This is a genomic window from Mycolicibacterium boenickei (genome assembly GCF_010731295.1).
Taxonomy (GTDB): Bacteria; Actinomycetota; Actinomycetes; order Mycobacteriales; family Mycobacteriaceae; genus Mycobacterium; species Mycobacterium boenickei.
The window spans coordinates 3488286-3513260 of the sequence record NZ_AP022579.1 but is presented as its reverse complement, the minus strand read 5'-3'; the positions used below and the strand labels follow the sequence as shown (position 1 = coordinate 3513260).

Here is a 24975-nt window from a genome sequence, read left to right as displayed (position 1 = left end):
TGGCTTTTTGCCGTTGATTGTGCCACAGCGCACAGCAAGACTGGCTGCCATGACCGCCACCATGCGCACCGGGTACCGGGCCTGGATCGAGGAAGCCGACTGCTCGCTCGACGACTTCCGCGCCCAGGTGTCCCGCACCACCGACGCTGCCGAATATCCGCTGGCCGCCGATATCCGGCACAACGTCCCGGTGTATACGGCGGCGACCATTGCCGAGACCGAGCGCCGCAGGCTGCAGACCGAGCTGATCCGCGCGCTGGGCGACGGCCCCGGCGTCGTCGTGCTCGAGAGCGTCTTCGATGCGGATGTGGTCGACCGGGCCAGCGCGGCGTTCGTCGCGCTGATCGAAGCCCAGCGCGCCGAGGGCGCCGCCGCCGGTGATCATTTCGGCAAGGCCGGCGTCAACGACCGCATCTGGAACGCCGCGCAGAAGCTGGCCCTGCACTCCCCCGAGGTGTATGCCGCCTACTACGCCAACGACGCACTGGCGCTCGTCTCCCAGGCCTGGCTCGGCCCGCGCTATCAGGTCACCTCACAGGTCAACGTCGTCAATCCCGGTGGCGCCGCGCAGGTTCCGCACCGCGACTACCACTTGGGCTTCGTCACCCCGGACCAGCTGGCGGACTACCCCGCGCACCTGCACCGGCTCTCGCCGGCGATGACGCTGCAGGGCGCCGTCGCGCACTGTGACATGCCGACGGCAAGCGGTCCGACCATGCTGCTGCCGTACTCCCAGACGTTCGAGGCCGGCTACATCGCGTTCTACCGGCCGGAGTTCATCGAGTTCTTCGCGGCACACCAGGTTCAGGTGCCGCTGGGCAAGGGCGACGCGGTGTTCTTCAATCCGGCGCTCTATCACGGCGCAGGCACCAACACCTCGACCGATGTCCGGCGCATGGCCAACCTGCTGCAGATCTCCTCGCCGTTCGGGCGTGCGATGGAGGCACTCGACCGCACCGCGATGGTCCGCGCCGTCTACCCCGCACTGCTGGCGATGAAGGCCGCGGGCAGTTCCGAGCGGGAGCTGGCCAACGCCGTCAACGCCACGGCCGAGGGCTACGCCTTCCCGACGAATCTCGACAGGGACCAACCCATCGGCAGCCTGGCCCCACCCAGCCAGGTCGACACCGTGCTGGCCGCGCTGGCCGACGGCCTGACCCCCGAAGAACTCGACACCATCCTCGATCAGCAGCAAGAACGGAGAATCCCATGACCACGCTCGGCGTTATCGGACTGGGCCGCATCGGCGCCTTCCACACCGAAACCCTTTCCGCCCTAGACGGTTTGGACGGGTTGGTGATCACCGACGAGCGCGCCGACGTGGCAGCGGCGGTGGCCGCCAAGCACGGCGTGAAAGCCGTCGACACCGTCGAAGAGCTGTTGTCTTCCGGCGTGGACGGCGTGGTGGTGGCCGCCGCGACCCCGGCACACGCCGAGCTGACGTTGGCCGCCGTCGAGCGCGGCATCCCGACGTTCTGCGAGAAGCCGATCGCCTCCACCGCCGCCGAAAGCGCGCGGGTGGCCGAAACCATCGCGCGCTCCGGGGTTCCCGTACAGGTCGGGTACCAGCGCCGCTTCGACGCGGCCTTCGCCGCAGCCAAGCGTGCGGTGGACGATGGCTCGCTGGGCATCCTGCACACGGTGCGCAGCACCACCATGGATCCGGCTCCCCCGCCGCTGGACTACATCAAGGGCTCGGGCGGAATCTTCCGGGATTGCGCGGTACACGATTTCGACATCATCCGCTGGATCACCGGCCAGAACGCGGTCGAGGTGTACGCCACCGGAACGGTGCAGGGCGATCCGCTGTTCGCCGAATACGGCGACGTGGACACCGCGGCGGTGGTCGTGCGGTTCGACGGCGGCGCCCTGGGGGTCGTGTCGAATGCCCGCTACAACGCCCGCGGATACGACTGCCGCCTCGAGGTGCACGGTTTCGACGACAGCGTGGCCGCCGGCTGGGACCAGGGTGTGCCGATGCGGAATGTGGATCCGGGCAACACATTCCCGGCCGGGCCCGCACACAACTTCTTCATGGACCGCTTCACCGAGGCGTTCCGCACCGAGCTGGCCGGCTTCGTGGAGGTGGCCAAGGGCGCGCCGGTCGCCGGTGCCACGGTGGCCGACGCCGTCGAGGTGGCCTGGCTGGCCGAGGCCGCCACCGAGTCCCTGCGCCGGGGCACCCCGGTGCGCATCGAGGAGGTTCGCAACGCATGAGCAGCAAAATCGGCGGGCAGGAGCGCAGCGACCGGGGGATCAAGATCGCCGGAGCACCGATCTCGTGGGGCGTCTGCGAGGTTCCCGGCTGGGGCTACCAGCTCGACCCCGACCGCGTGTTGACCGAGATGCACGGTGCGGGGCTGTCCGCGACCGAGCTGGGTCCGGACGGCTTCCTGCCTGCGGATACCAGTGATCTCATCGATGTTCTTGCCTCACATCAACTTTCCTGCGTCGGCGGTTTCGTGCCCGTGGTGCTGCACGACACCGGCCACGACCCGGCCGAAGTTCTGGCCGGACCGCTCACCTCGCTCCGCGCAGCCGGCGCCGGCGTGGTGGTGCTGGCAGCGGCTACGGGGGCCGACGGCTACGACTCGCGGCCCGAACTCGACGACGACCAGTGGGCGACGCTGCTGGCCAACCTCGACCGACTCTCCGGAATCGCGTCCGAGGCGGGTCTGTTGGCCGTGCTTCACCCACACGTCGGCACGATGGTCGAAACTCGCGACGATGTGGACCGGGTGCTGGCCGGCTCGACGATCCCGCTCTGCCTGGACACCGGTCATCTGCTGATCGGCGGCACCGACCCCCTGGAGCTGGCCAAGGCCGTCCCGCACCGCATCAAGCACACTCATCTGAAGGACGTGGACGCTGCATTGGCTGCCAAGGTGCAATCCGGTGAGATTACCTATACCGATGCGGTGCGCGCCGGTATGTACACGCCGTTGGGCACCGGCGACATCGATATTGCGGGCATTGTCTCGGTATTGCGGGACAACGGTTTCGACGGCTGGTTCGTCATGGAGCAGGACACCATCCTCGACGACGCCCCGGCCGGTGACGGTCCGCTCGCCGATGTACGCACCAGCGTCGCGTACCTCAAGTCTGTGACCTCGTGACCGGACTTCGCATCGGCGTTCTCGGCGCGTCCCGGATCGCCGAGAAAGCGATCGTGGGGCCCGCGCAGGAACTGGGTCATCGACTGGTGGCGGTCGCCGCGCGTGATCCGCGGCGGGCGGCGGCTTTTGCCGAGAAGTTCGGCGTGGAGCGCACGGTGGGTTCGTACGCCGAGGTGATCGACGACCCAGAAGTCGACGTCGTCTACAACCCGCTGGCCAACGGACTGCATGCACCGTGGAATCTGGCTGCGGTCGCCGCAGGCAAGCCTGTGCTCAGTGAGAAGCCGTTCGCACGCAACAGGTCTGAGGCCGCCACCGTCGCCCAGGCCGCTGAGGCGGCCGGGGTCACGGTGTTGGAGGGATTCCATTACTTCTTCCACCCCGTGACCCAGCGGGCCTTCACGTTGGCAGCCGGCGGCGAGATCGGTCGGCTCACCCGGGTCGAGGTGCGGATGGCGATGCCCCGACCGGACGACGATGACCCGCGCTGGTCACTGGAGCTGGCGGGCGGTGCGCTCATGGACCTCGGCTGCTACGGCATGCACGTCCTGCGGTCGTTGGGCCGACTGGACGCCGAGGGTCTTCGCGGCGCCCCGTCCATCACGTCCGCCCAGGCCCGGGAGCACTCGCCCGGTGTGGACGCGGCATGCGACGTAGAGCTCGAATTTCCGGGCGGCGCGACTGCGCTCAGCGCCAATTCGATGGTGGCACCGGACTACTCGTTCACGGTGCGGATCATCGGTCAAGAGGGCGAGCTGCTGGTACACGACTTCATCCGCCCGAACGACGACGACCGGATCACCGTGCGGACCGCCGCCGGTGAACGCGTCGATCGGCTCGGCACCCGCGCCAGCTATACGTATCAGCTGAAGGCGTTCGCCGACCACGTCCAGAACGGTGCGCCTCTGCCGTTCGGGCTCGCGGACGCGGTGACCAACATGGCCTATGTCGACGCCGCGTACCGGGCCGCGGGATTGCCGCCCCGGTAGCCCGGCTCAAGGAAAAGGAAGATGACCCAGACATTCGAACTGGCCGTGTGTGCCGAGATGGTCTTCACCGACCTCGACATCGTCGAGCGGGCCCGGCGGATCGCCGAACTCGGCTTCTCCGTGGAGATCTGGAGCTTCACCGATAAAGATCTCGACGCGCTGGCCGCAACCGGCGCCCGGTTCTCGTCGATGACCGGATATCTGCACGGCGATCTCTACGACGCCGACGGCGCCCGCGAAGTGGTCAGGACCGCTGAGGCCGCGATCAAAGCCGCGGCGGTCCTCGGGGTTCCGCGACTCGTCGTGCATCCCGGCGAGCTGGTCGACGGGCAGGCCGCCCGGCCGCAGTACCGGGCCACCGGCGACATGTGGCTGTCCGCGCTGCGTGGACTCGAAGCCCTCGGCGAACTCGGCGCCGATGCCGGCGTGACGTTCTGCCTGGAGAACCTCAACACGATCGTCGACCACCCCGGCGTTCCGTTGGCCCGCGCCAAGGACACGCTGGCACTCGTCGAGGCCGTCGATCATCCCAACGTCAAGATGATGCTCGACCTCTATCACGCCCAGATCGGCGAGGGAAACCTCGTCGAGCTGGTGCGCCGGGCCGGGTCGGCGATCGGCGAGATCCAGGTCGCCGACGTGCCGGGTCGCTGCGAACCCGGCACCGGCGAGATCCACTATCCGGCTGTGGCAAAGGCGTTGCGGGACAGCGGCTATACCGGGCCGGTCGGCATGGAGGCCTACGCGTCCGGCGCTAGCGTCGCCGCGTTGGAGGCCTTCCGCGCCGCGTTCTCGTGACGCGTCGTCAGCACCGCGAGTGGGCGTGTCTGCTGGTAGGCGCGCCGTCAGGCAGCAGCATTTCGGGCATGCTCGGTCAGTACCGAACGTCGCTTGCCAGCAGCGGCGGATAGACGCCGGACGGCTCACCGTCGACAGTGGTGCCGGCGAACTGCAGAGTCGTTCGCATGACGCCGTTCAGGTCCGCCGGGTAGTTCAACGTGGGGGCCGACACTTTGTCGAGGCGCTTGAGCTGATCGGCCTGCAACTCGATGTCGAGTCCGGCCAGGTTGGACTCCAGGTGCGCCAATCGTCGGGCACCGATGATGGGCACCACCGTGCCGGTGCGGGCGCGCAGCCAGGCCAGTGCGACTGCTGCCGGCGATGTTTCGAGCTCGTCGGCAATGTCGGCGACCGTCTCGATGACGACGTACTCGTCCTCGCTCGGACCGCCGACGTACGCGGCGCGCGCAGAATCCACGACGTCGGCGCCGCGACGGTACTTGCCCGACAGGAAGCCGTTCTTCAACGGGCTCCACGGCACCAGCGCCATGCCCTGGTCCAGTGCCAGCGGCGCCAATTCTCCTTCGACTGTGCGGGCCAACAGCGAATACTCGACCTGCAACGCGATCAGCGGTGTCCAGCCCCGCAGCAATGCCATGGTCTGGGCCTGGGCGGTGACCCAGGCCGGCGTGTTGGAGAACCCGATGTACCGGATGGTGCCCGCGCGCACCAGATCGTCGAGCGTACGCATGGTCTCTTCGATCGGCGTGTGTCGATCCCAGTTGTGCAACCAGTACACGTCCAGATAGTCGGTCTGCATGCGACGCAAGGTTTCGTGCAGCTGCGCGATGATCGACGATCGACCGGCGCCACCACCGTTCGGATCCCCGGGGAACAGATTGCTGAAGAATTTCGACGCCAGCACGACCCGTTCACGGCGGCCCGGGCTGCGGGCGAAGAAGTCGCCGAGGATCCGTTCGGAGTGCCCGTTTGTGTAGAAGTTGGCGGTGTCGATGAAGTTCCCTCCGCGGTCCAGGTAGGCGGCGAGGATGCGCTCGGATTCCTCGACAGTGGTTCCCGCAGCGCCAGGATCCTCTCCAAATGTCATAGCCCCGAGCGCGAACGGGCTGACCCGCAGACCTGACCGACCGAGAGTGACGTAGCTGTCCAGTGACATGGAATTGCTCCTTGGGTAGAAGAATTGGATATCCCCATCGAAGCTTCACGCCCGCAGCAGCGGTAGATCGATCGTCGCCCGTTCTTGCACAATCCTGCTCAACTTGCGTCTATCTGACTATTGCTGCGACCACGGATGGTTGGGTGATGTCATGCGCACCGCATCCGATTCACTCGCCGAGATACGCCGGTTGATCGACGTGCACGCCCGCCCCGACTTGAGTACGGACATCGACGGCCTGCTGCTGTCGAAGGTCGCCGGCCCGCAGAGCCCGGACTACTCGCTGACAGAACCCCTGCTGGTCGTCATGGCCCAAGGCGGCAAACAGCTGCTGCTCGGTGACGCGGTATTCGAATACCGCGCAGGGCAGTATCTGATCGTGGCCGCGAGCCTGCCCGTCACGGGCCACTATCTGGACACCACGGCGACGCATCCGTCGCTGGCGATGGGATTGGTGTTGCACCCCGCGACCTTGGCGGCGCTGACGCTGCAGGCGCCTGCCGAATCCTGGTCGCGGGCAGCCGCCCCGGCGATCGCCACGGGTGATGCCGACGCGGACCTGCTCGACGCCGTCGCCCGGCTGCTGCGTCTGCTCGAGCGTCCCGCGGATGCCCCGGTACTCGCACCGCTGATCGAACAGGAGATCCTGTGGCGAGTGCTGACCGGCAGGCATGGTGCCACAGTGCGTCAGATCGCCCTGGCCGACAGCCATCTGTCCCACATCAACCGGGCGATCGCCTGGATGCGGGACAACTTCGCCGAGCCCGTCCGGGTAGAGGAACTCGCCAAGATGTCCGGCATGAGCGTGTCTGCTTTTCACCGGCAGTTCCGCGCAGTGACTGCCATGAGTCCGTTGCAGTTTCAGAAGCGAATCCAGTTGCAGCAAGCCCGATCCCTGCTTCTGGCCGATTTCGGCGACGTGGCCGGGATCGGCCACCGGGTGGGCTATGACAGCCCCTCTCAGTTCAACCGCGAATACCGCCGGATGTTCGGTGCACCTCCGGGCCAGGACGCAGCGCGGCTGCGCACGGCCGGGCCATCGGAAGAACCGACGCGCTTGCTGTGATTCCGTCGCGCCACCCGGCCGGCCCGCGCACAATGGCGGGATGTCCGAGGCATCCTTCCCACACGGCAAATGGGGGCGTGACGACATCTCGCCGTTGTTCAAGCCGGTGTTCGCGTTCGCCGCATCCCCGTTCGGTTCGAAGGTGATCCGCGCGATCGTCCCGTTCGACGAACGCGTGGTCAACCGCACCAAGGGCCGCTTCTCGTTGTTCGGTCCGTTGTCGATGCCCGAACTGCTCTTGACTACCACCGGTCGGAAATCCGGCCTGCCGCGCACCTCTGTGCTCAGCTACGTCCACGAAGGCGACCGCCTCCTGGTGATGGGTAGCAACTTCGGCCAGCAGCATCATCCGTCGTGGTCGACCAATCTGGTGGCCGAACCACAGGCCTCGATATCGATGGCCGGGCAAGACATCCCGGTCACAGCGACGTTGCTGGCGGACGGCGAACGGGACGCGGCTCTACAGCGGTTTCTCGCCTACCCGATGTACCGGGCCTACCAGACCCGCACCGACCGCGACCTGCGGGTGTTCGCGCTGACGCGCCGGTGAGTTTCAGCAGACACGCACGCTCGCCGAGCAGAAGCTAGCGGCGGAGTTCGTGGCTGAGCGCCTCGAGTTCGTTGCCGCCGGCCATCTCCTGGGTCAGGGTTTCCAGCGAGATCTCGTCGTAGGTGCAGTCCAGTTTCTGCCGTCCACGGTTCAGCAGCACGAAGTGGTCACCCACCATGTGCGCGTGGTGCGGGTTGTGGGTGATGAAGATGACGCCGAACCCCTGTTCCTTGGCAGCCGTGATGTAGCGCAGCACCATGCCGGACTGCTTGACGCCGAGAGCCGCCGTCGGCTCGTCGAGGATCAGCACCCGGGCCCCGAAGAAGATCGCCCGCGCGATCGCCACACACTGACGCTGGCCACCTGACAGCGAGCCGATCGGCGCGTCGACATCGGGCAGGTCGATACCCATCTTGTGCAGCTCGGAAATGGTGGTCGCGCGCATCGCGGAAATATCCAGCGACGGCAGGATGCCCTTCTTGCGCAACTCGTTTCCGAGAAAGAAGTTGCGCCACACGGGCATCAGCGAGACCACCGCCAGGTCCTGGTACACCGTCGCGATTCCGGCCTTGAGCGAGTCCTTGGGCGAGTCGAACACGGTGGGCGTGCCGTCGATCAGCAACTCCCCCTCCGTGGGTTTGTGCAGACCCGCGATGATCTTGATCAACGTGGACTTGCCCGCACCGTTGTCGCCGAGCACGCCCGTCACCTCGCCGGCACCCACTCGCAGGTTGATGTCCTTGAGCGCGATGATGTTTCCGTAGCTCTTGCCGACGTGTTTGAGTTCGACGAGCGGCACCGCGCCGCCCGACGGGGTCTCCGCGATCGGGGCTTCAGCAGTTGTGCTCATCTACTTACCTTTTCGCTGCGTAGTTACGGACGACGTTGTTGGCGATCACCGCGAACAGCAGCATCCCGCCGAGGAAGAACTTGAACCAGTCCGGGTTCCACCCGGCGTAGACGATGCCCTGGTTGGTCATGCCGAAGATGAAGGCACCGATCAGGGTTCCGATCGCGGTGCCGTAGCCACCGGTGAGCAGGCATCCGCCGACCACCGCGGCGATGATGTAGAAGAATTCGTTGCCGATTCCCTGGCCGGACTGCACGGTGTTGAACGCGAACAGCAGGTGCATGCCGACGAACCAGGCGCAGAAGCTGACCACCATGAACAGGCCGATCTTCACCTTCATCACCGGAACACCGACGGCGCGGGCGCTGTCCTGGTTACCTCCTACGGCGAAGATCCAGTTGCCGATCTTGGTCTTGAACAGCACGTAGGTGGCGATGACGACGAACAGGATCCACCACAACACGGTGACGCGCACCGACACCCCGAGGATGTTGAACGACGAGGCGAATACTGCTCGGCCGGAATCGAATCCCTCCATGTCCGACACGCTCGGGGTGGCGACCTGGCCGGACAGCAGCTTGGTGACCGCGAGGTTGATGCCCGCCAGCATGAAGAAGGTGCTCAGTGTGATGAGGAACGACGGGATCTTGGTCTTCATCACCATGTAGCCGTTGAAGAAGCCGACGGCCAGCGCCATCACCAGCGCGAGGACGGCGCCCGTCCACAGATTCAGGTGCAGGTTGTAGGACAGCATCGAGGCGGACAGCGATGCGGTGGTGACGGCGACGCCTGAGGACAGGTCGAACTCACCGCCGATCATCAGCACGCCCACCCCGACGGCCATGATGCCGATTGTCGAACTGGCGTAGAGCACCGTGGCAAGGGCTTCCGGGGTCCGGAAGGGCGGGGCGACGATCAGGAACAGTACGAAGATGCCGATCGCACCGATCGCCGCACCCATCTCGGGGCGAATCAGCAAGCGCTGCAGCTTGTTCTGTTCCTTGACCCGCTCATCGCGGATGACCTTGTGTGTTTCCAGATTGAGGTCTGCCTGGGTACTCATGTCTAGCGCGTCCCGTTCTTCGCGTACTCGGCGACCGAGTCGATGTTCGTCTTGTCGATGAACGACGGACCGGTCAGTGTCGGCTGATTGCCGCCGATGACGTTGCCGTTGTTGAGGTAGAGCCACAGTGAGTCGACGGCGAGGTAGCCCTGCAGGAACGGTTGCTGGTCGACGGCCCATTGGACGTCACCGTTCTTGATCGCGTCGACCAGTGCGGCATTGGTGTCGAACGTGCCGACCTTGGCCGAGCTGCCGGAGTTGCGGACCGACTGCACCGCGGTCGGCGCGAACGGCGCGCCGAGCGTCACGACGTAGTCGATCGACCGGTCCTGCTGCAGCTTGGCGGTGATGGTCGACTCGACCGACGGCATGTCCTTGCCGTTGACGTTGAGCGTTTCGGTCGCCGGGAAGGTGTTCTTGACGCCGGCGCAGCGGGCCTCCAGGTCGACGTGGCCTTGTTCCTGGATCACGCACAGCACCTTCTTGGCGCCTTCTTCGGTGAGCCGCCGGCCGGCTTCCTGTCCGGCGATGTAGCCGTCCTGACCGAAGTACTCCTTGACGCCGATCTTCTGCCAGGCATCGAGACCGGCGTTGAACGCGACCGTGGGAATGCCTTTGCCCGTGGCGTTTTCGATGGCCGCCTTCATGGCGTCCGGCTTGGCCAGCGTCACCGCGATGCCCTGCACGCCGCTGTCCACGGCCGTCTGGACCAGGTTGGCCTGATTGGGCGCCTCGGGGTCGGAGGAGTAGCGCAGCTCGATGTTGTCCTTCTTCGCCGCGGTCTCGGCGCCCTTCCGGACCAGGTCCCAGAAGGAGTCACCCGGCACCTCGTGGGTGATCATCGCGATGGTGGCCCGGGGGGTGTCGACGGTGCCGCCGCCCATTCCGCCACCGTTGCCGCGCGGCTTTCCACCGGTGCTGGAGCACGCCGCGGCGCCCATCACCAGCACACCCGCCGCAGCTATCACCGCGAGCCGACTGAACCTCATTGTTTCTCCTTGCCATCGACGTCGCCGCGGTGCTCATGCGTCTGACTGACAAGCGACACGGCCTCGCAGTCGATGTAATACCGCTCACATTCGAAAGTCAAGACTTTGTTCGGACATTAGGACTGCATATCAAACGCGAACGCGGCACCGGAGCACCGGTGCCGCGCGGCCAATCGATGGCGAAACATGCAGGGATAGAACGGTTTCAGTGGTATCTAGCGGTCCACGAGGGTGGTGTCGAAGTAGTAGCGCGAGGCGCGGTAGACGTGACTTCCGTACTCCACGATGCGGCCCGAATCGTCGAACGCCGTCCGCTCCATCACCAACAGCGGGGCCTTCGGCTTCTCGTCGAGCAGGCGCGCCTCGTCCCGACTGGCCGCCCTGGCCCCGATCCGCTGCCGAGCCAGCCTGATGTGGACACCCCGCGAACGAAGGGACCGGTACAGGCCCGACTGTTCCAACTGTTCCTCGTCGGGCGCCAGAGCAGCGGGCAGATAGTTAGTCATCACGGCCAACGGCTGGCCATTCGACGTGCGCAGGCGGCGCATCGTGGCAACCTCGCTGCCGGGCGGGAGATTCAACCATCCGGCGACCTCGTCGGAAGCCGGCCCGATCGAGTACTCGAGCACCTTGGTGGCCGGTTCCTGCCCCGCGCGGGCCAGATCGTCGTACAAACTGGTCAGCTCCACGGGGCGGTGCACCGGGGTCTGGACCACCTGCGTGCCGACGCCGCGCTTGCGAACCAGCAGACCCTTGTCGACGAGTTCCTGAATGGCGCGCCGAGTGGTCGGCCGAGACAGGTTGAGCCGGCTGGCCAGAGCGAGCTCGTTCTCGAACCGGTCCCCCGGCTTGAGCTGTCCGTCCAGGATCGCCTTCTCGAAGACCTGGGCTACCTGGAAGTACAACGGCACCGGGCTCGAACGGTCGAGCTCGACGGACAGCGTCGGGGTCAACTCTCGCTCCGATCCTCGTGTGGTCCACGCCGGGCTTGCGCGGTGCGGATTCTCAGCGTACCTGCCTAATGACTGAAAGTAAGAATGTCCGAACAAAGTCTTGACATGAGCGCGTGACGGAGCGCACGCTCGACAACGAGAGCGCAGCACTCGCCACCGCTCGAATTCATGCCTACTCGCATACGCACCGCATTCGGGAGTCAACCGTGACAGATACCGCCAACAAGGCATTTGATGTCCTTGCCATCGGGCGCAGCGGAGTCGACGTCTATCCCCTGCAGATCGGCGTGGGCCTCGAGGAGGTCACGTCGTTCGGCAAGTTCCTGGGCGGCAGCGCCGCGAATGTCGCGGTCGCAGGAGCGCGTCTGGGCAACCGCAGCGCACTGATCTCAGGGGTCGGGGACGATCCGTTCGGCCGGTACGTGCGCAACGAACTCGCGACTCTTGGCGTCGACAACCGCTTCGTCACCACCCACGGCGAGTTCCCCACGCCGGTAACGTTCTGCGAGATCTTCCCGCCCGACGATTTCCCGCTGTACTTCTACCGCAAACCCTCGGCCCCGGACCTGCAGATCAGCCCCGACGAGATCGACGCCGAAGCCGTGCGCAGCGCCCGGTTGTACTGGTCGACGGTCACCGGGTTGTCCGAAGAACCCAGCCGCGCAGCGCATTTTGCCGCCTGGGAGATTCGAGGGCGAGCACCGCTGACCGTCCTCGACCTCGACTACCGGCCGATGTTCTGGGATACCCCGGCCGCGGCCACCGAACAGGTTCAGCGAGCACTGCAGCATGTCACGGTGGCGGTCGGCAACCGCGAGGAATGTGAGATCGCGGTCGGCGAGGCCAACCCGCACAAGGCCGCCGACGCCCTGCTCGACCTCGGTGTGGAGCTGGCCATCGTCAAACAGGGGCCGCGCGGCGTGCTGGGCAAGACCAAGCAGAGTTCGGTCACCGTGCTACCGAACGAAGTCGACGTGGTGAACGGCCTCGGCGCCGGAGATGCCTTCGGCGGCAGCCTGATTCACGGTCTGCTGCACAACTGGCCGCTGGAGAAGACCCTGCGCTACGCCAACGCCGCCGGGGCCATCGTCGCGTCCCGGCTCGAATGCTCGACCGCGATGCCGACCGCCGTGGAGGTGGCCACCCTCGCCGAACAAACCGCCGTGGAGGCTGTCAATGTCTAAACCGACCGTGTGCACGGACTACGCCGCGATCACCGAACTGCGGGCGTCCGAGCCCGGCACGATCGCCGCGGCATGGCAGCACCGCACCACCCGTCCCACCGTGCGGGGCGACGGCAAGCTCATGATCGTCGCAGCGGACCATCCGGCCCGCGGCGCACTCGCCGTCGGATCCCGGCCCACCGCGATGAACAGCCGCACCGACCTGCTCGACCGGCTGTGCACCGCACTCGCCGACCCCGGAGTCGACGGGGTACTGGCCACCGCCGACATCCTCGACGACCTGCTGCTGCTCGGCGCGTTGGAGGACAAGGTGGTGTTCTCTTCGTTCAACCGGGGCGGGCTGGCCGGATCGGCGTTCGAGCTCGACGACCGGATGACGGGCGCCACCGCGGCATCGACGGCCGCCGCCCGCATGAACGGCGGAAAGATGTTGTGCCGCATCGACCTCGACGATCCCGGGACGGTGTCCACGCTGGCGTCATGCGCCCAGGCGGTCGACGCGCTCGCCGCACACGGCCTGATCGCCATGCTGGAGCCGTTCATGTCCAGCCGGGTCGACGGCAAGGTCCGCAACGACCTGTCTCCCGACGCGGTGATCAAGTCGGTACACATCAGCCAGGGCCTGGGCTCGACCTCGGCGTACACCTGGATGAAGCTTCCGGTCGTCGACGACATGGATCGGGTGATGGAGTCGACCACCATGCCCACCCTGCTGCTGGGCGGCGACCCGACCGATCCCGACGCGGCGTTCGCATCCTGGGAGAAAGCGCTGGCCCTGCCGTCGGTGCGGGGCCTGATCGTCGGACGCACGCTGTTGTATCCGCCCGACGACGACGTCCGCTCCGCGGTGGCGACCGCGGTGAAGTTGGTGAGGTGACGATGCATTCGAAGCTATACATCCCGGCCCGCAGCGCCGAACTGCCGTTCACCGTCGACGTCACCCCGGAATCCGCCGGGTGGGCCGAATCATCCTTGCGGGTACTGGAATTGGATGACAGCCAGTCGGCAGAACTGCACACCGGCGACACCGAGGTGATGATCCTTCCGTTAGCCGGTGGCGGCACCGTGGAGTGCGGCGGGGAAACGTTCGCACTGTCCCCGCGATCCTCGGTCTTCGACGGCCCTGCGGACATGGTCTATCTCGGCATCGGCCAGGAATACCGGCTCTCCGGTGCGGGCCGCTTTGCGATCTGCGGTGCTCGTGCGACGCGGTCGTTTCCGAACCGGCGGCGCGCCGCCGCCGATGTCCCCGTCGAGCTTCGGGGTGCGGGCAACTGCAGTCGCCAGGTGCACAACTTCGGTACCGCGACCACGTTCGAGGCCGACTCGCTGATCGCCTGTGAGGTCATCACCCCGGGCGGCAACTGGTCGAGCTACCCGGCGCACAAACACGACGAGAACACCGACATGGAGACCCAGCTGGAAGAGATCTACTACTTCGAGATCGACGACAGCCCGGCCGGTACACCAGGATTCGGCTATCACCGGGTCTATGGCACTCCGGAGCGCCCGATCGAGGTGCTGGAGGAAGTCCGCACCGGCGACGTCGTGCTGGTGCCACACGGCTATCACGGTCCGTCGATCGCGGCACCGGGCCACCACATGTACTACCTCAACGTCATGGCCGGGTCCGGCCCCGACCGGGCCTGGCTGATCTGTGACGACCCGAACCACACCTGGCTGCGGGGCAGCTGGGAACACCAGGAAATCGATCGCCGGCTGCCGTTCGGCGCCGGCCGACGCGAAGGAGCCTGATCCCGTGGTATCCACCGCACCCAAGTCGACCGGGAAACTGGTCGATGCCGAGGGCACCATACGACTCACCGTGGCCCAGGCCGCCATTCGCTTCCTGGCCAACCAATATGTGGAGCGCGACGGGGTCCGGTCCAAGTTCTTCGCCGGCTGCTTCGGCATCTTCGGCCACGGCAACGTGGCCGGGCTGGGCCAGGCGCTGCTGCAAGATGAGCTCGAAGCGGCGGAGTCCGGCCGGGAGCCAGGACTCAAGTACGTACTGGGCCGCAACGAGCAAGCCATGGTGCACAGCGCGGCCGCCTACGCCCGGCAGAAGGACCGGCTGCAAACCTGGGCGGTGACCGCCAGCGTCGGCCCCGGCTCCACCAACATGCTCACCGGGGCCGCTCTGGCCACGATCAACCGGTTGCCGGTGCTGCTGCTACCCGCCGATACCTTCGCCACTCGCGTCAGTTCGCCGGTGTTGCAGGAGCTCGAACTGCCGTCCTCGGGTGATGTGACGGTCAACGACGCGTTCAAGCCGCTGTCCCGCTACTTCGACCGGGTCTGGCGGCCCGAGCAGCTCCCGGCGGCCCTGCTGGGAGCCATGCGGGTGCTCACCGATCCCGTCGAAACCGGGGCCGCGACGGTATCGATCCCCCAGGACGTGCAGGCCGAGGCACACGACTGGCCGGAATCACTGTTTGCCGAACGCACCTGGCACGTGGCCCGCCCGTTGCCCGAGCGCTCGATGACCGCGCGCGCCGCCGAGATCATCGCCTCAGCCCGCAAGCCGCTGGTCGTTGCCGGCGGCGGGGTGCACTACTCCGGTGCCGAAGAAGCTCTGGCCGCGCTGGCGTCCGGTACCGGGATCCCGGTCGCCGAGAGCCAGGCCGGCAAGGGCTCGCTGCGCTACGACCACCCGCAGTCGGTCGGGGCGATCGGTTCCACCGGCACCACCGCGGCCAACGCGCTTGCGTCGGAAGCCGACGTCGTCATCGGAATCGGCACCCGCTACAGCGATTTCACCTCTGCGTCCCGGACCGCGTTCAACAATCCGGAGGTCCGGTTCGTCAACATCAACGTGGCTTCGCTGGACGCGGTGAAGCAGGGCGGGGTCAGCCTGATCGCCGATGCCCGTGAGGCCCTCGAGGCGCTGAGCACCGCGCTGGACGGCTACCGCGTCAGCGACGAATACCGTTCGCGGGTCACCGAACTGGCCGCAGAGTGGGAGGACACCGTCACAGAGGCTTACAAGATCTACGCCACCCGCGAGGACGGCGCGGCGTTGAACCAGAACCAGGTGATCGGCCTGGTCAACACCTTGTCGGAGCCCCGCGACGTGGTGGTGTGCGCGGCAGGCTCGATGCCCGGCGATCTGCACAAGATGTGGCGCACCCGCGACCGCAAGGGCTACCACGTCGAGTACGGCTACTCCTGCATGGGATACGAGATCGCCGGCGGGATCGGCGTGAAGATGGCCGCGCCCGATCGCGACGTGTTCGTCATGGTCGGCGACGGCTCCTACTTGATGATGGCGACCGAGCTGGTGACCGCCGTTCAGGAGGGCGTCAAGATCATCCCGGTGCTGGTGCAGAACCACGGATTCGCCTCCATCGGTGGGCTTTCCGAGTCGCTGGGCTCGCAGCGGTTCGGCACGGCCTACCGCTATCGCACCGCCGATGGGCGACTCGACGGCGACACACTGCCCGTGGACCTGGCCGCCAATGCCGCGAGCCTGGGCGCCGACGTCATCAAGGTCGCCACCGCAGCGGAGTTCACCGATGCGGTCAAGGCGGCCAAGGCCGCTGACACCGTCACCGTGATCCATGTAGAAACCGATCCGCTGATCTACGCACCCGACAGCCAGTCCTGGTGGGACGTCCCGGTGTCGGAGGTCTCCACGTTGGAGTCCACCCAGAGCGCCTACGAACGCTATGCGGACTGGAAGAAAGTTCAACGCCCCCTCGTCAACCCGTCAGATCGTTAAGGAAGCCCGTAGTGAGCAAGATTCTCGTCGGTTCGGCCCCCGACTCCTGGGGTGTGTGGTTTCCCGACGATCCGAAGCAGACGCCCTATACCCGTTTCCTCGACGAGGTGGCCGAATCCGGTTATGAATGGATCGAATTGGGTCCGTTCGGCTACCTGCCCACCGACCCGCAGCAGCTCTCCGACGAACTCGCCCAGCGCAACTTGAAGCTGTCCGCCGGAACCGTTTTCGAGCACCTGCATCAGGACGATTCGTGGGACGCGGTGTGGACGCAGATCGAGGACGTCGCAAGACTCACCGCCGCCGTCGGCGGTAAGCACGTCGTGGTGATCCCCGAGATGTGGCGTGACCCCGCCACCGGCGCGGTGCTGGAAGACCGCAACCTCACGACTGAACAGTGGCGCAAGAAGACCCAGGGCATGAACGAACTGGGCAAGGCCATGTACGAAAAGTACGGCGTGCGTGCGCAATACCACCCACATGCCGACAGCCACGTCGACACCGAGGAGAACGTGTATCGATTCCTCGACGGCACCGACGGGGAATTCGTCAACCTGTGTCTTGACACCGGACACATCAGCTACTGCGGCGGCGACAATATCGCCATCATCCGCCGGGCCCCCGAGCGCATCGGCTACCTGCACCTCAAGCAGGTCGACCCCGAGGTGCGGGCCAAGGTCGAGGCCGAGGACCTGCCGTTCGGCGAGGCCGTCAAGCTGGGCGCGATGACCGAACCGCCGCTGGGTATTCCGGAGATGCCGCCGTTGCTCGCCGAGGTCGACAAGCTCGGCATCGACGTGTTCGCGATCGTCGAACAGGACATGTACCCGTGCGAGGTCGACACTCCCCTGCCCATCGCCAAGCGCACCCGGCACTACTTGGGTTCGTGCGGCATCCCGTCCGTCCGTTTCAACTAGGAGCACGATGCCCAATTCAACAGCGACGGACGACCTTCGCATCGCCGTCCTCGGCGTCGGCATCATGGGCGCCGACCACGTCGCGCGCCTGACCAGCCGGATTTCCGGCGCGCGAGTCGTCGTGGTGAACGACTTTCTCACTGAGAAGGCCGAGACCATTGCCGCAGGCATCCCGGGCTGCCGGGCGGTCACCGATCCGCTCGACGCGATCGCCGACCCTGAGGTCGATGCCGTCGTACTCGCTACGCCAGGGCCGACGCACGACAAGCAACTGCTGGCCTGTCTGGAGCACGGCAAGCCGGTGCTCTGCGAGAAGCCGCTGACCACCGATGTCGAGTCGTCCCTCGAGGTGGTCAAGCGCGAGGCCGAGCTCGGCAAGCGGCTCATCCAGGTCGGTTTCATGCGCCGGTTCGATGAGGAGTACATGCAGCTGAAGGCCCTGCTCGACGCCGGCGAGTTCGGCCGCGCGCTGGTGCTGCACTGCGTACACCGCAACCCGGCTGTGCCGCCGAGCTTCGACAGCTCCATGATCGTCAAGGATTCCCTGGTCCACGAGGTCGACGTGACCCGGTTCCTGTTCGACGAGGAGATCGACTCCATCCAGATTCTGAAGCCGGCTGTCAATCCCGGTGCCCCCGACGGCATTCAGGACCCACAGATCGCCGTCATGCGCACCGTCTCCGGCAAGCACGTGGACGTCGAATTGTTCGTCACCACCGGAGTGGCCTATGAGGTGCGCACCGAACTGGTCGGCGAAAAGGGTTCCGCATTCATCGGACTCGATGTCGGGCTGATCCGCAAAGGCGCGTCGGGAACCTGGGGTGGCACCATCACTCCCGGGTTCCGGGAGCGGTTCGGACGGGCCTACGACATCGAGTTCCAGCGCTGGGTCGACGCTGTTCAGCACGGCAGCTCGACCGGGGACTACACAGACGGCCCCACGGCATGGGACGGCTACGCCGCGGCGGCAGTGTGCGCGGCCGGTGTCAAGGCACTGGAGACCGGCCTTCCGGTCACGGTGGACATGGTGGCGCGCGAGTCGATCCCGGGGGCGTAGCGATGAAGATCGCCCTGGATCCCACGCCGTTCCACCACGACCACGAGCTGCTCGAATTCCCCCGCCTGGTGGCCGAACTCGGCTACGAGTACCTGCAGCTCACCCCGCACCGCGACTTCATCCCGTTCTTCAATCATCCGCGTGCCGACGACGCACTGGTGGCTGCGTTTCGCAAGGCGTGTGCCGATGCCGGGGTGGGCATCGCGTCGGTGCTGCCGGTGCTGCGCTGGTCCAGCCCGGACCCCGACGCTCGGGAAGCCGCGGTGCGTAACTGGAAGCGCGTCATCCAGATCACCGTCGACCTCGGCGTCAACGTGATCAACACCGAGTTCTCCGGCCGTCCCGAGAAAGCCGAGGAGTCCGAGCGGGCGTTCTTCCGGTCGATGGAGGAACTGCTTCCGATCATCGAACGCGAAGGCATCGATGTCCGGATCGATCCGCACCCAGACGATTTCGTCGAGGACGGCCTCGAAGCGGTGCGCATCATCCGTGGGGTCAACTCCCCCAACATCGGCATGGTGTACGTGGCGTGCCACACCTACCATATGGGCGGCAACATGATTGACATCATGCGTGCCGCCGGCGACAAACTGCGCCTGGTCCACGTCGCCGACACCATGGACCACCACCGCAGCCATGGACTGCGTTACATCACCAACCCGCCGGGAAACCCGGTGCGGGTGCACCAGCACCTGAAAATCGGTGACGGCGACATCGATTGGGACGAGTTCTTCGGCGGCCTGGGCGAAATCGGCTTCTACGACCGCGAGGACACGGTCATGGTGTCCTCGGTGTTCGCCGAGGACGAGAACGCCCCTGAGGTGTCGCGGTATCAGCTGAAGACGATGACCGAGTACGTCACGAAGTTCCGCGGATGACCTCCCCCGGTTAGGTCCCTCGCCCCGCCGACGCCCACCAGCCGTCGATGCGCGTTCCGAGGTCGAGATCGGCGGCCACCTCGACGAGCGCGGCGGCCACGATCGACGCAGGCGCGCGGTCGAGCACCACCAGTCCGATCGCCGGACGTGGACCGTGCTGCACCATCGGCCGCGCGGCGAAACCCGGAGGCACTCCGAGCTGTGGCAGCCATGCGGTGGAGGCGATGGTCGCGCGCGGCGAGTTCGTCAGGTGGGCATACAGCGCGTCCACCGAGTCCGCCTCCACCACGGGGCGGTACCGCACGCCTTCGGCGGCCATGTTGGCGTCCAGGATGCGCCGGTTGCGCATTGTGGTGGTCAGCACGCAGAGCGGTAGCCCGGCCGCATCCGACCAGGCGATCTCCGGTTGATCCATCAGCGCATGATCGGCCGGCGCCACCAGGACATAACGCTCCCGGTACATCTCCACCGACCGGGTTCCGGGCGGGGTTTCATCGTCGAGATAGGTCAATCCGGCGTCGATCTCGAAATCGGCCAGCCGCCGCGCGATCTCGCGGGACGACAGCGCCTCGATGCGCACCGACGCGGCCGGGTTTCGGCGCAGGAACTCTGTGGTGATGAACGGGCCGGTGGGCACCGCCGTCGGGATCGCACCGATCCGGGCCGTGACGGTCAGCCTTCCGCGCATGCGGTCGATGTCGGCGAGCATGTCGTCGCGTTCGGCGACGATCCGCTGGGCCCACGTCACGACCCGCTGGCCCTCCTCGGTGAACCCTTCGAACCGCTTTCCCCGCTGCACGATGACGATGCCCAGTTCGCGTTCCAGCCGGCGGATCGCCACCGACAGCGTCGGTTGGCTCACGTGGCACCGCGCGGCCGCCCGGCCGAAGTGCCGTTCGGTCGCCAGCGCCAGCAGGTAGTCGAGCTGCTGTAGCAGCACGTCACTCGCCATGGCTCCCCGCATTCGTCACCGTTCGATAGAAAGCATCTATCACTGCATGTGAAATATCGAATATGCAGGCCCGCCAAGCGGCGGGTCCGGCGGTTTTCGAGGACTAGATTGGGTTCATGACCAGGGCCAGGGACATCGATGCCGATTACGACGAGCACCACGTCATCAGCACCGGCGCCAAAGACGAGGCCGCAGGCGTCAAGGCAGTCCTGGTCAGCATGCAGCGCGGATTCGAGCAGATGGGTCCGCTGCGCACCGCCGCCGCGTTGACCAAGCTCAATCAGCGGCACGGATTCGACTGCCCGGGCTGCGCCTGGCCCGAGGAGCACGGCGGCCGCAAGCTCGCCGAGTTCTGCGAGAACGGCGCGAAGGCGGTGGCCGAGGAAGCCACCAAACGTGTGGTGACGCCCGAGTTCTTCGCCCGGCACACCATCGCCGAACTCGAGACCAAGCCCGAGTACTGGCTGTCACAGCAAGGTCGGCTGGCCCAGCCGATGGTGCTCGCGCCCGGAGAGTCGCACTACCGGCCGATCGAATGGGATGACGCCTACCGGTTGATCGCTGACCACCTCAACGCGCTGGACTCCGCGGACGAGGCACTGTTCTACACCTCCGGGCGCACCAGCAATGAAGCAGCGTTCCTCTACCAGCTGATGGTCCGCAGCTTCGGCACCAACAACCTGCCGGACTGCTCGAACATGTGCCACGAATCCTCGGGCACCGCGCTGACCGAATCGATCGGTATCGGTAAGGGCTCGGTCACCGTCGAGGACGTCACCGAAGCCGACCTGATCCTGATCGCCGGACAGAATCCCGGCACCAACCACCCCCGCATGCTGTCGGTGCTGGAGAAGGCTAAGGCCAACGGCGCCAAGATCATTGCGATCAACCCGCTCCCCGAGGCCGGCCTGATCCGGTTCAAGGACCCGCAGAAGGTGCACGGCGTGGTCGGGCACGGAATCCCCATCGCCGACGAGTTCGTCCAGATCCGCCTCGGTGGCGACATGGCCCTGTTCGCCGGGCTGGGCCGGTTGCTGCTGGAAGCGGAGGACGCCGCCCCGGGCACGGTCTTGGACCGGGAGTTCATCGACGCTCATTGCGCGGGCTTCGACGATTACGCGCGTCAGACCCGCGCGGTCGACCTGGCCACGGTGACCGAGGCCAGCGGTATCGACGAAACCCAGCTGCGCCGCGTCGCCGACATGCTGATCGCCTCACAACGCACGGTCATCTGCTGGGCGATGGGCCTCACCCAACACCACCACGCGGTGGCCACCATCGGCGAGGCCACCAACCTGCTCTTCATGCGCGGCATGATCGGCAAGCCGGGTGCCGGCGTGTGCCCGGTGCGCGGACACTCCAATGTGCAGGGCGACCGGACCATGGGCATCTGGGAGAAGATGCCCGAGAAGTTTCTGGATGCCCTGGACAACAGGTTCGGCATCACCAGCCCCCGCAAGCACGGTTTCGACACCGTCGATGCCATCCGGGCGATGCGCGACGGGCACGCCAAGGTCTTCATCGGGATGGGCGGCAACTTCGTCTCGGCCACTCCCGACACCGGGGTCACCGAGGCCGGGTTGCGGAGTTGCGCTCTGACCGTTCAGATTTCGACGAAGCTGAATCGCAGTCACCTGGTCCACGGTCGCACCGCGCTCATCCTGCCGACGCTGGGCCGCACCGACAAGGATTTTCAGGCCAGCGGGAAACAGATGGTGTCCGTTGAGGATTCGATGTCGATGGTGCACCTGTCGCGCGGCAGCCTGACCCCGCCCAGCGAGCACCTGCGCAGCGAGGTCGCGATCGTCTGTCAGCTGGCTCGGACCCTACTGGGCCCGGACCATCCGGTGCCGTGGGAGCAGTTCAGCGCCGACTACGACCGCGTCCGTGACGCGATCGCCGACGTGGTGCCCGGCTGCGAGGACTACAACCGCAAGGTGCGTCAGCCCGATGGGTTCCAGCTGCCGCACCCGCCCCGCGATTCCCGCGAATTCCGTACCGCCACAGGTAAAGCCAACTTCTCGGTGCAGCCGCTGGAATGGGTGCCGGTACCGCAGGGCCGCCTGGTGCTGCAGACGCTGCGCAGCCACGACCAGTACAACACCACGATCTACGGCCTGGATGACCGTTACCGCGGGGTGAAGGGTGGCCGCCGGGTGGTGTTCGTCAATCCCGCAGACCTCGACGCCATGGGCTTGGCCGCCGGCGACCGGGTGGATCTCGTCTCGGAATTCGACGGCCAGGAGCGCCGCGCGAAGGACTTCCTGATCGTCGAGTACTCCACCCCCAGAGGCAACGCCGCGGCCTACTACCCGGAGACCAATCCGCTGGTGCCGCTCGACCATACGGCCAAGAAATCGAACACACCGGTATCGAAGGCCGTCGTCATCCGGTTGGAGCGGGCCTAGTGGGCCGGGTCACCGCGCGCCGGCGCGCCCACCACCTGTCGGGCGACACCGCCGAGGCCCGCCCGGAAACCCTGGTGGTCGAGGAACCGCTGGAGATCCGGGTGGACGGCACGCCCATCACCGTCACGATGCGCACCCCCGGCGCCGATGTCGAGTTGGCCCAAGGTTTTCTGCTGACCGAGGGTTTGATCGCGCAGCGTGAGGACCTGGTGTCGGTGCGCTACTGCCGGGGCGCCAACGAGGACGGCGTCAACACCTACAACGTTCTCGACGTGACCCTGGCGCCTGGCGTCCCCAAGCCGGACGTCGATGTCACCCGCAACTTCTACACCACCTCCTCGTGCGGGGTGTGCGGCAAGGCCTCGCTGGAAGCGGTGAGGTTGAGCAGCAAGCACTGCCCCGGCGATGACCCGTCGACGGTGGCCGCCACGGTGCTCTCGGAGATGCCCTCGCATCTGCGGGCCGCGCAGAAGGTGTTCCACAGCACCGGCGGCCTGCACGCCGCGGCCCTGTTCACCGTCGAAGGCGACATGCTCGTGGTCCGCGAGGACATCGGCAGGCACAATGCCGTGGACAAGGTGATCGGTTGGGCATTGGAGCACAACCGGATTCCGTCGGCCGGCACGGTCCTTCTGGTCAGCGGCCGAGCCTCGTTCGAGCTCACCCAGAAGGCCGTGATGGCCGGCATTCCGATCCTGGCCGCGGTGTCGGCGCCCTCGTCGCTGGCGGTCGATCTGGCCGGCCAATCCGGCCTGACCCTGGTGGCCTTCCTGCGCGGCGATTCGATGAACGTCTACACCCGCCCGGACCGCGTCACCCGCTGAGTCGCCGAATGCAAAAAGCCCCGCCGTAGCGGGGCTTTTGCTGTTGCCTGTTACGCGGTCTTGTCGCGGCGCTCGTTACGCGACGGCTTGCGCGGCACGATGGTCGGCAGCACGTTGTCCTGCACGGTCTCCTTGGTGACGACCACCTTGGCGACGTCGTCGCGGCTGGGGATGTCATACATCACCGGCAGCAGGACTTCCTCCATGATGGCGCGCAGGCCACGGGCACCGGTGCCGCGGTGGATGGCCTGATCGGCGATCGCCTCCAGCGCCTCCTCGGTGAACTCCAGCTCCACACCGTCCATCTCGAACAAGCGGACGTACTGCTTGACCAGAGCGTTCTTGGGCTCGGAGAGGATCTTGACCAGGGATTCCTTGTCCAGGTTGGTCACCGAGGCCACGACCGGCAGACGGCCGATGAACTCGGGGATCAGACCGAACTTGATCAGGTCCTCCGGCATGACCTCGGCGAAGTGGTCCTGGGTGTCGATCTCGGCCTTGGACCGCACCTCGGCGCCGAAGCCCAGACCGCGCTTGCCGACCCGGTCGGAGACGATCTTCTCCAGGCCCGCGAACGCACCCGCCACGATGAACAGCACGTTGGTGGTGTCGATCTGGATGAACTCCTGGTGCGGATGCTTACGGCCACCCTGCGGCGGAACCGAGGCCTGGGTGCCTTCCAGGATCTTCAGCAGGGCCTGCTGCACACCCTCGCCGGAGACATCGCGCGTGATCGACGGGTTCTCGCTCTTGCGGGCGATCTTGTCGACCTCGTCGATGTAGATGATGCCGGTCTCGGCGCGCTTGACGTCGTAGTCGGCCGCCTGAATCAGCTTGAGCAGAATGTTCTCGACGTCCTCGCCCACGTAGCCGGCCTCGGTCAGAGCGGTGGCATCGGCGATGGCGAAGGGCACGTTGAGCATCTTGGCCAGCGTCTGGGCCAGGTAGGTCTTACCGCAGCCGGTGGGGCCGAGCATCAGGATGTTGGACTTGGTCAGCTCGACCGGCTCGGAGCGCGAATCACGGGACTTCTCCCCCGCCTGGATCCGCTTGTAGTGGTTGTAGACCGCCACTGCCAGCGTCCTCTTCGCGGTGTCCTGACCGATGACGTAGCCCTCGAGGAAGTCCCGGATCTCCGCGGGTTTGGGCAGCTCGTCGAGCTTGACGTCGTCAGCGTCGGCGAGTTCCTCCTCGATGATCTCGTTGCACAGATCGATGCACTCGTCGCAGATGTACACGCCCGGACCGGCAATGAGCTTTTTGACCTGCTTTTGACTCTTGCCGCAGAACGAGCACTTCAGCAGGTCACCGCCGTCTCCAATGCGCGCCATGTGGGGGGGTCCTACTTCCTGTTCGCAGTCTGTCGTTACGCCAGTTGCTGGGTCACCTCGGGCGTAAACCCGACGCTACCCGTTCGTTCCGTCGCGGTGCGACCGATAAGGCCGAATCGCTCCGGTGGTATTTGTTCACGTGCAGGAGAACATATCTCTCCTGGCGGCTC

Annotated in this window: 23 protein-coding genes; 16 read left to right on the top strand and 7 right to left on the bottom strand. The window is 66.2% G+C overall.

Annotation, left to right across the window (positions count from 1 at the left end):
• Positions 1-49 precede the first annotated feature (49 nt).
• Genes G6N57_RS16715 through G6N57_RS16695 form a run of 5 tightly spaced genes read left to right on the top strand, consistent with a single transcriptional unit; the run spans position 50 to position 4903 of the window.
• The gene (locus G6N57_RS16715) at positions 50-1213 is read left to right on the top strand and encodes a phytanoyl-CoA dioxygenase family protein (protein ID WP_077741379.1); all 1164 of its coding nucleotides are present in this window, start codon (positions 50-52) and stop codon (positions 1211-1213) included.
• Entirely contained in the window at positions 1210-2217 is a 1008-nt protein-coding gene (locus G6N57_RS16710) for a Gfo/Idh/MocA family protein (RefSeq protein WP_077741380.1), read from the top strand. Before G6N57_RS16715 ends, G6N57_RS16710 begins: the two co-directional genes overlap by 4 nt.
• On the top strand, positions 2214-3116 hold the full coding sequence (locus tag G6N57_RS16705; protein ID WP_077741381.1) for a sugar phosphate isomerase/epimerase family protein: 903 nt from the start codon (positions 2214-2216) through the stop codon (positions 3114-3116). Before G6N57_RS16710 ends, G6N57_RS16705 begins: the two co-directional genes overlap by 4 nt.
• Positions 3113-4105 carry a Gfo/Idh/MocA family protein gene (locus G6N57_RS16700; protein ID WP_077741382.1) on the top strand — a complete coding sequence of 331 codons (993 nt, stop codon included), beginning with the start codon at positions 3113-3115 and terminating at the stop codon, positions 4103-4105. The genes G6N57_RS16705 and G6N57_RS16700 overlap by 4 nt, the downstream gene beginning before the upstream one ends.
• 21 nt (positions 4106-4126) lie before the next feature.
• Positions 4127-4903, top strand: coding sequence for a TIM barrel protein (locus tag G6N57_RS16695; protein ID WP_077741383.1), 777 nt, complete (start codon positions 4127-4129; stop codon positions 4901-4903).
• Between the two features lie 76 nt (positions 4904-4979).
• Here the strand turns inward: G6N57_RS16695 and G6N57_RS16690 are convergent, their stop codons facing one another.
• Positions 4980-6062, bottom strand: coding sequence for an aldo/keto reductase (locus tag G6N57_RS16690; protein WP_077741384.1), 1083 nt, complete (start codon positions 6060-6062; stop codon positions 4980-4982).
• Positions 6063-6213: 151 nt separating this feature from the next.
• On the opposite strand from G6N57_RS16690, the gene G6N57_RS16685 reads away from it, so the two are divergent.
• Both G6N57_RS16685 and G6N57_RS16680 read left to right on the top strand, forming a co-directional pair.
• Complete coding sequence (locus G6N57_RS16685) at positions 6214-7128, top strand: AraC family transcriptional regulator (RefSeq protein WP_077741385.1); 915 nt, start codon at positions 6214-6216, stop codon at positions 7126-7128.
• A 40-nt stretch (positions 7129-7168) separates the two neighbouring features.
• Entirely contained in the window at positions 7169-7678 is a 510-nt protein-coding gene (locus G6N57_RS16680; protein WP_077741386.1) for a nitroreductase family deazaflavin-dependent oxidoreductase, read from the top strand.
• Between the two features lie 34 nt (positions 7679-7712).
• Here the strand turns inward: G6N57_RS16680 and G6N57_RS16675 are convergent, their stop codons facing one another.
• The 4 genes from G6N57_RS16675 to G6N57_RS16660 all read right to left on the bottom strand — a co-directional run bounded on the left by G6N57_RS16675 (position 7713) and on the right by G6N57_RS16660 (position 11533).
• Positions 7713-8528 carry an ATP-binding cassette domain-containing protein gene (locus G6N57_RS16675; RefSeq protein ID WP_036449034.1) on the bottom strand — a complete coding sequence of 272 codons (816 nt, stop codon included), beginning with the start codon at positions 8526-8528 and terminating at the stop codon, positions 7713-7715.
• A gap of 4 nt (positions 8529-8532) precedes the next feature.
• Complete coding sequence (locus G6N57_RS16670; protein ID WP_077741387.1) at positions 8533-9591, bottom strand: ABC transporter permease; 1059 nt, start codon at positions 9589-9591, stop codon at positions 8533-8535.
• Between the two features lie 2 nt (positions 9592-9593).
• Positions 9594-10580, bottom strand: a complete 987-nt coding sequence (locus G6N57_RS16665) for a substrate-binding domain-containing protein (RefSeq protein WP_077741388.1) — start codon at positions 10578-10580, stop codon at positions 9594-9596.
• A gap of 215 nt (positions 10581-10795) precedes the next feature.
• Entirely contained in the window at positions 10796-11533 is a 738-nt protein-coding gene (locus tag G6N57_RS16660; RefSeq protein ID WP_077741389.1) for a GntR family transcriptional regulator, read from the bottom strand.
• A 206-nt stretch (positions 11534-11739) separates the two neighbouring features.
• Here G6N57_RS16660 and iolC point away from each other — a divergent pair, with 206 nt between their 5' ends.
• The 7 genes from iolC to G6N57_RS16625 are packed head-to-tail and all read left to right on the top strand — an operon-like array spanning position 11740 to position 19290.
• Positions 11740-12717, top strand: coding sequence for a 5-dehydro-2-deoxygluconokinase (gene iolC / locus G6N57_RS16655; RefSeq protein WP_077742042.1), 978 nt, complete (start codon positions 11740-11742; stop codon positions 12715-12717).
• A complete protein-coding gene (locus tag G6N57_RS16650) occupies positions 12710-13594 on the top strand; it encodes a Cgl0159 family (beta/alpha)8-fold protein (RefSeq protein ID WP_077741390.1) in 885 nt (294 codons plus the stop codon). The genes iolC and G6N57_RS16650 overlap by 8 nt, the downstream gene beginning before the upstream one ends.
• Before the next feature lie 2 nt (positions 13595-13596).
• A complete protein-coding gene (gene iolB / locus G6N57_RS16645; protein WP_077741391.1) occupies positions 13597-14472 on the top strand; it encodes a 5-deoxy-glucuronate isomerase in 876 nt (291 codons plus the stop codon).
• 4 nt (positions 14473-14476) lie between these two features.
• On the top strand, positions 14477-16438 hold the full coding sequence (gene iolD, locus G6N57_RS16640) for a 3D-(3,5/4)-trihydroxycyclohexane-1,2-dione acylhydrolase (decyclizing) (RefSeq protein ID WP_077741392.1): 1962 nt from the start codon (positions 14477-14479) through the stop codon (positions 16436-16438).
• An 11-nt stretch (positions 16439-16449) separates the two neighbouring features.
• The gene (locus tag G6N57_RS16635; protein WP_077741393.1) at positions 16450-17355 is read left to right on the top strand and encodes a sugar phosphate isomerase/epimerase family protein; all 906 of its coding nucleotides are present in this window, start codon (positions 16450-16452) and stop codon (positions 17353-17355) included.
• Between the two features lie 7 nt (positions 17356-17362).
• The gene (locus tag G6N57_RS16630) at positions 17363-18412 is read left to right on the top strand and encodes a Gfo/Idh/MocA family protein (protein ID WP_077741394.1); all 1050 of its coding nucleotides are present in this window, start codon (positions 17363-17365) and stop codon (positions 18410-18412) included.
• Positions 18413-18414: 2 nt separating this feature from the next.
• Positions 18415-19290, top strand: coding sequence for a sugar phosphate isomerase/epimerase family protein (locus tag G6N57_RS16625; RefSeq protein ID WP_077741395.1), 876 nt, complete (start codon positions 18415-18417; stop codon positions 19288-19290).
• Positions 19291-19300: 10 nt separating this feature from the next.
• On the opposite strand, the gene G6N57_RS16620 is transcribed toward G6N57_RS16625, so the two are convergent.
• Positions 19301-20242 carry a LysR family transcriptional regulator gene (locus tag G6N57_RS16620; RefSeq protein ID WP_077741396.1) on the bottom strand — a complete coding sequence of 314 codons (942 nt, stop codon included), beginning with the start codon at positions 20240-20242 and terminating at the stop codon, positions 19301-19303.
• 116 nt (positions 20243-20358) lie between these two features.
• Here G6N57_RS16620 and G6N57_RS16615 point away from each other — a divergent pair, with 116 nt between their 5' ends.
• Together G6N57_RS16615 and fdhD are read left to right on the top strand one after the other, a co-directional pair.
• Positions 20359-22650, top strand: coding sequence for an FdhF/YdeP family oxidoreductase (locus G6N57_RS16615; protein WP_077741397.1), 2292 nt, complete (start codon positions 20359-20361; stop codon positions 22648-22650).
• A complete protein-coding gene (fdhD, locus tag G6N57_RS16610; RefSeq protein WP_077741398.1) occupies positions 22650-23474 on the top strand; it encodes a formate dehydrogenase accessory sulfurtransferase FdhD in 825 nt (274 codons plus the stop codon). The genes G6N57_RS16615 and fdhD overlap by 1 nt, the downstream gene beginning before the upstream one ends.
• A gap of 50 nt (positions 23475-23524) precedes the next feature.
• Here the strand turns inward: fdhD and clpX are convergent, their stop codons facing one another.
• On the bottom strand, positions 23525-24805 hold the full coding sequence (clpX, locus tag G6N57_RS16605) for an ATP-dependent Clp protease ATP-binding subunit ClpX (RefSeq protein ID WP_077741399.1): 1281 nt from the start codon (positions 24803-24805) through the stop codon (positions 23525-23527).
• Positions 24806-24975 lie beyond the last annotated feature (170 nt).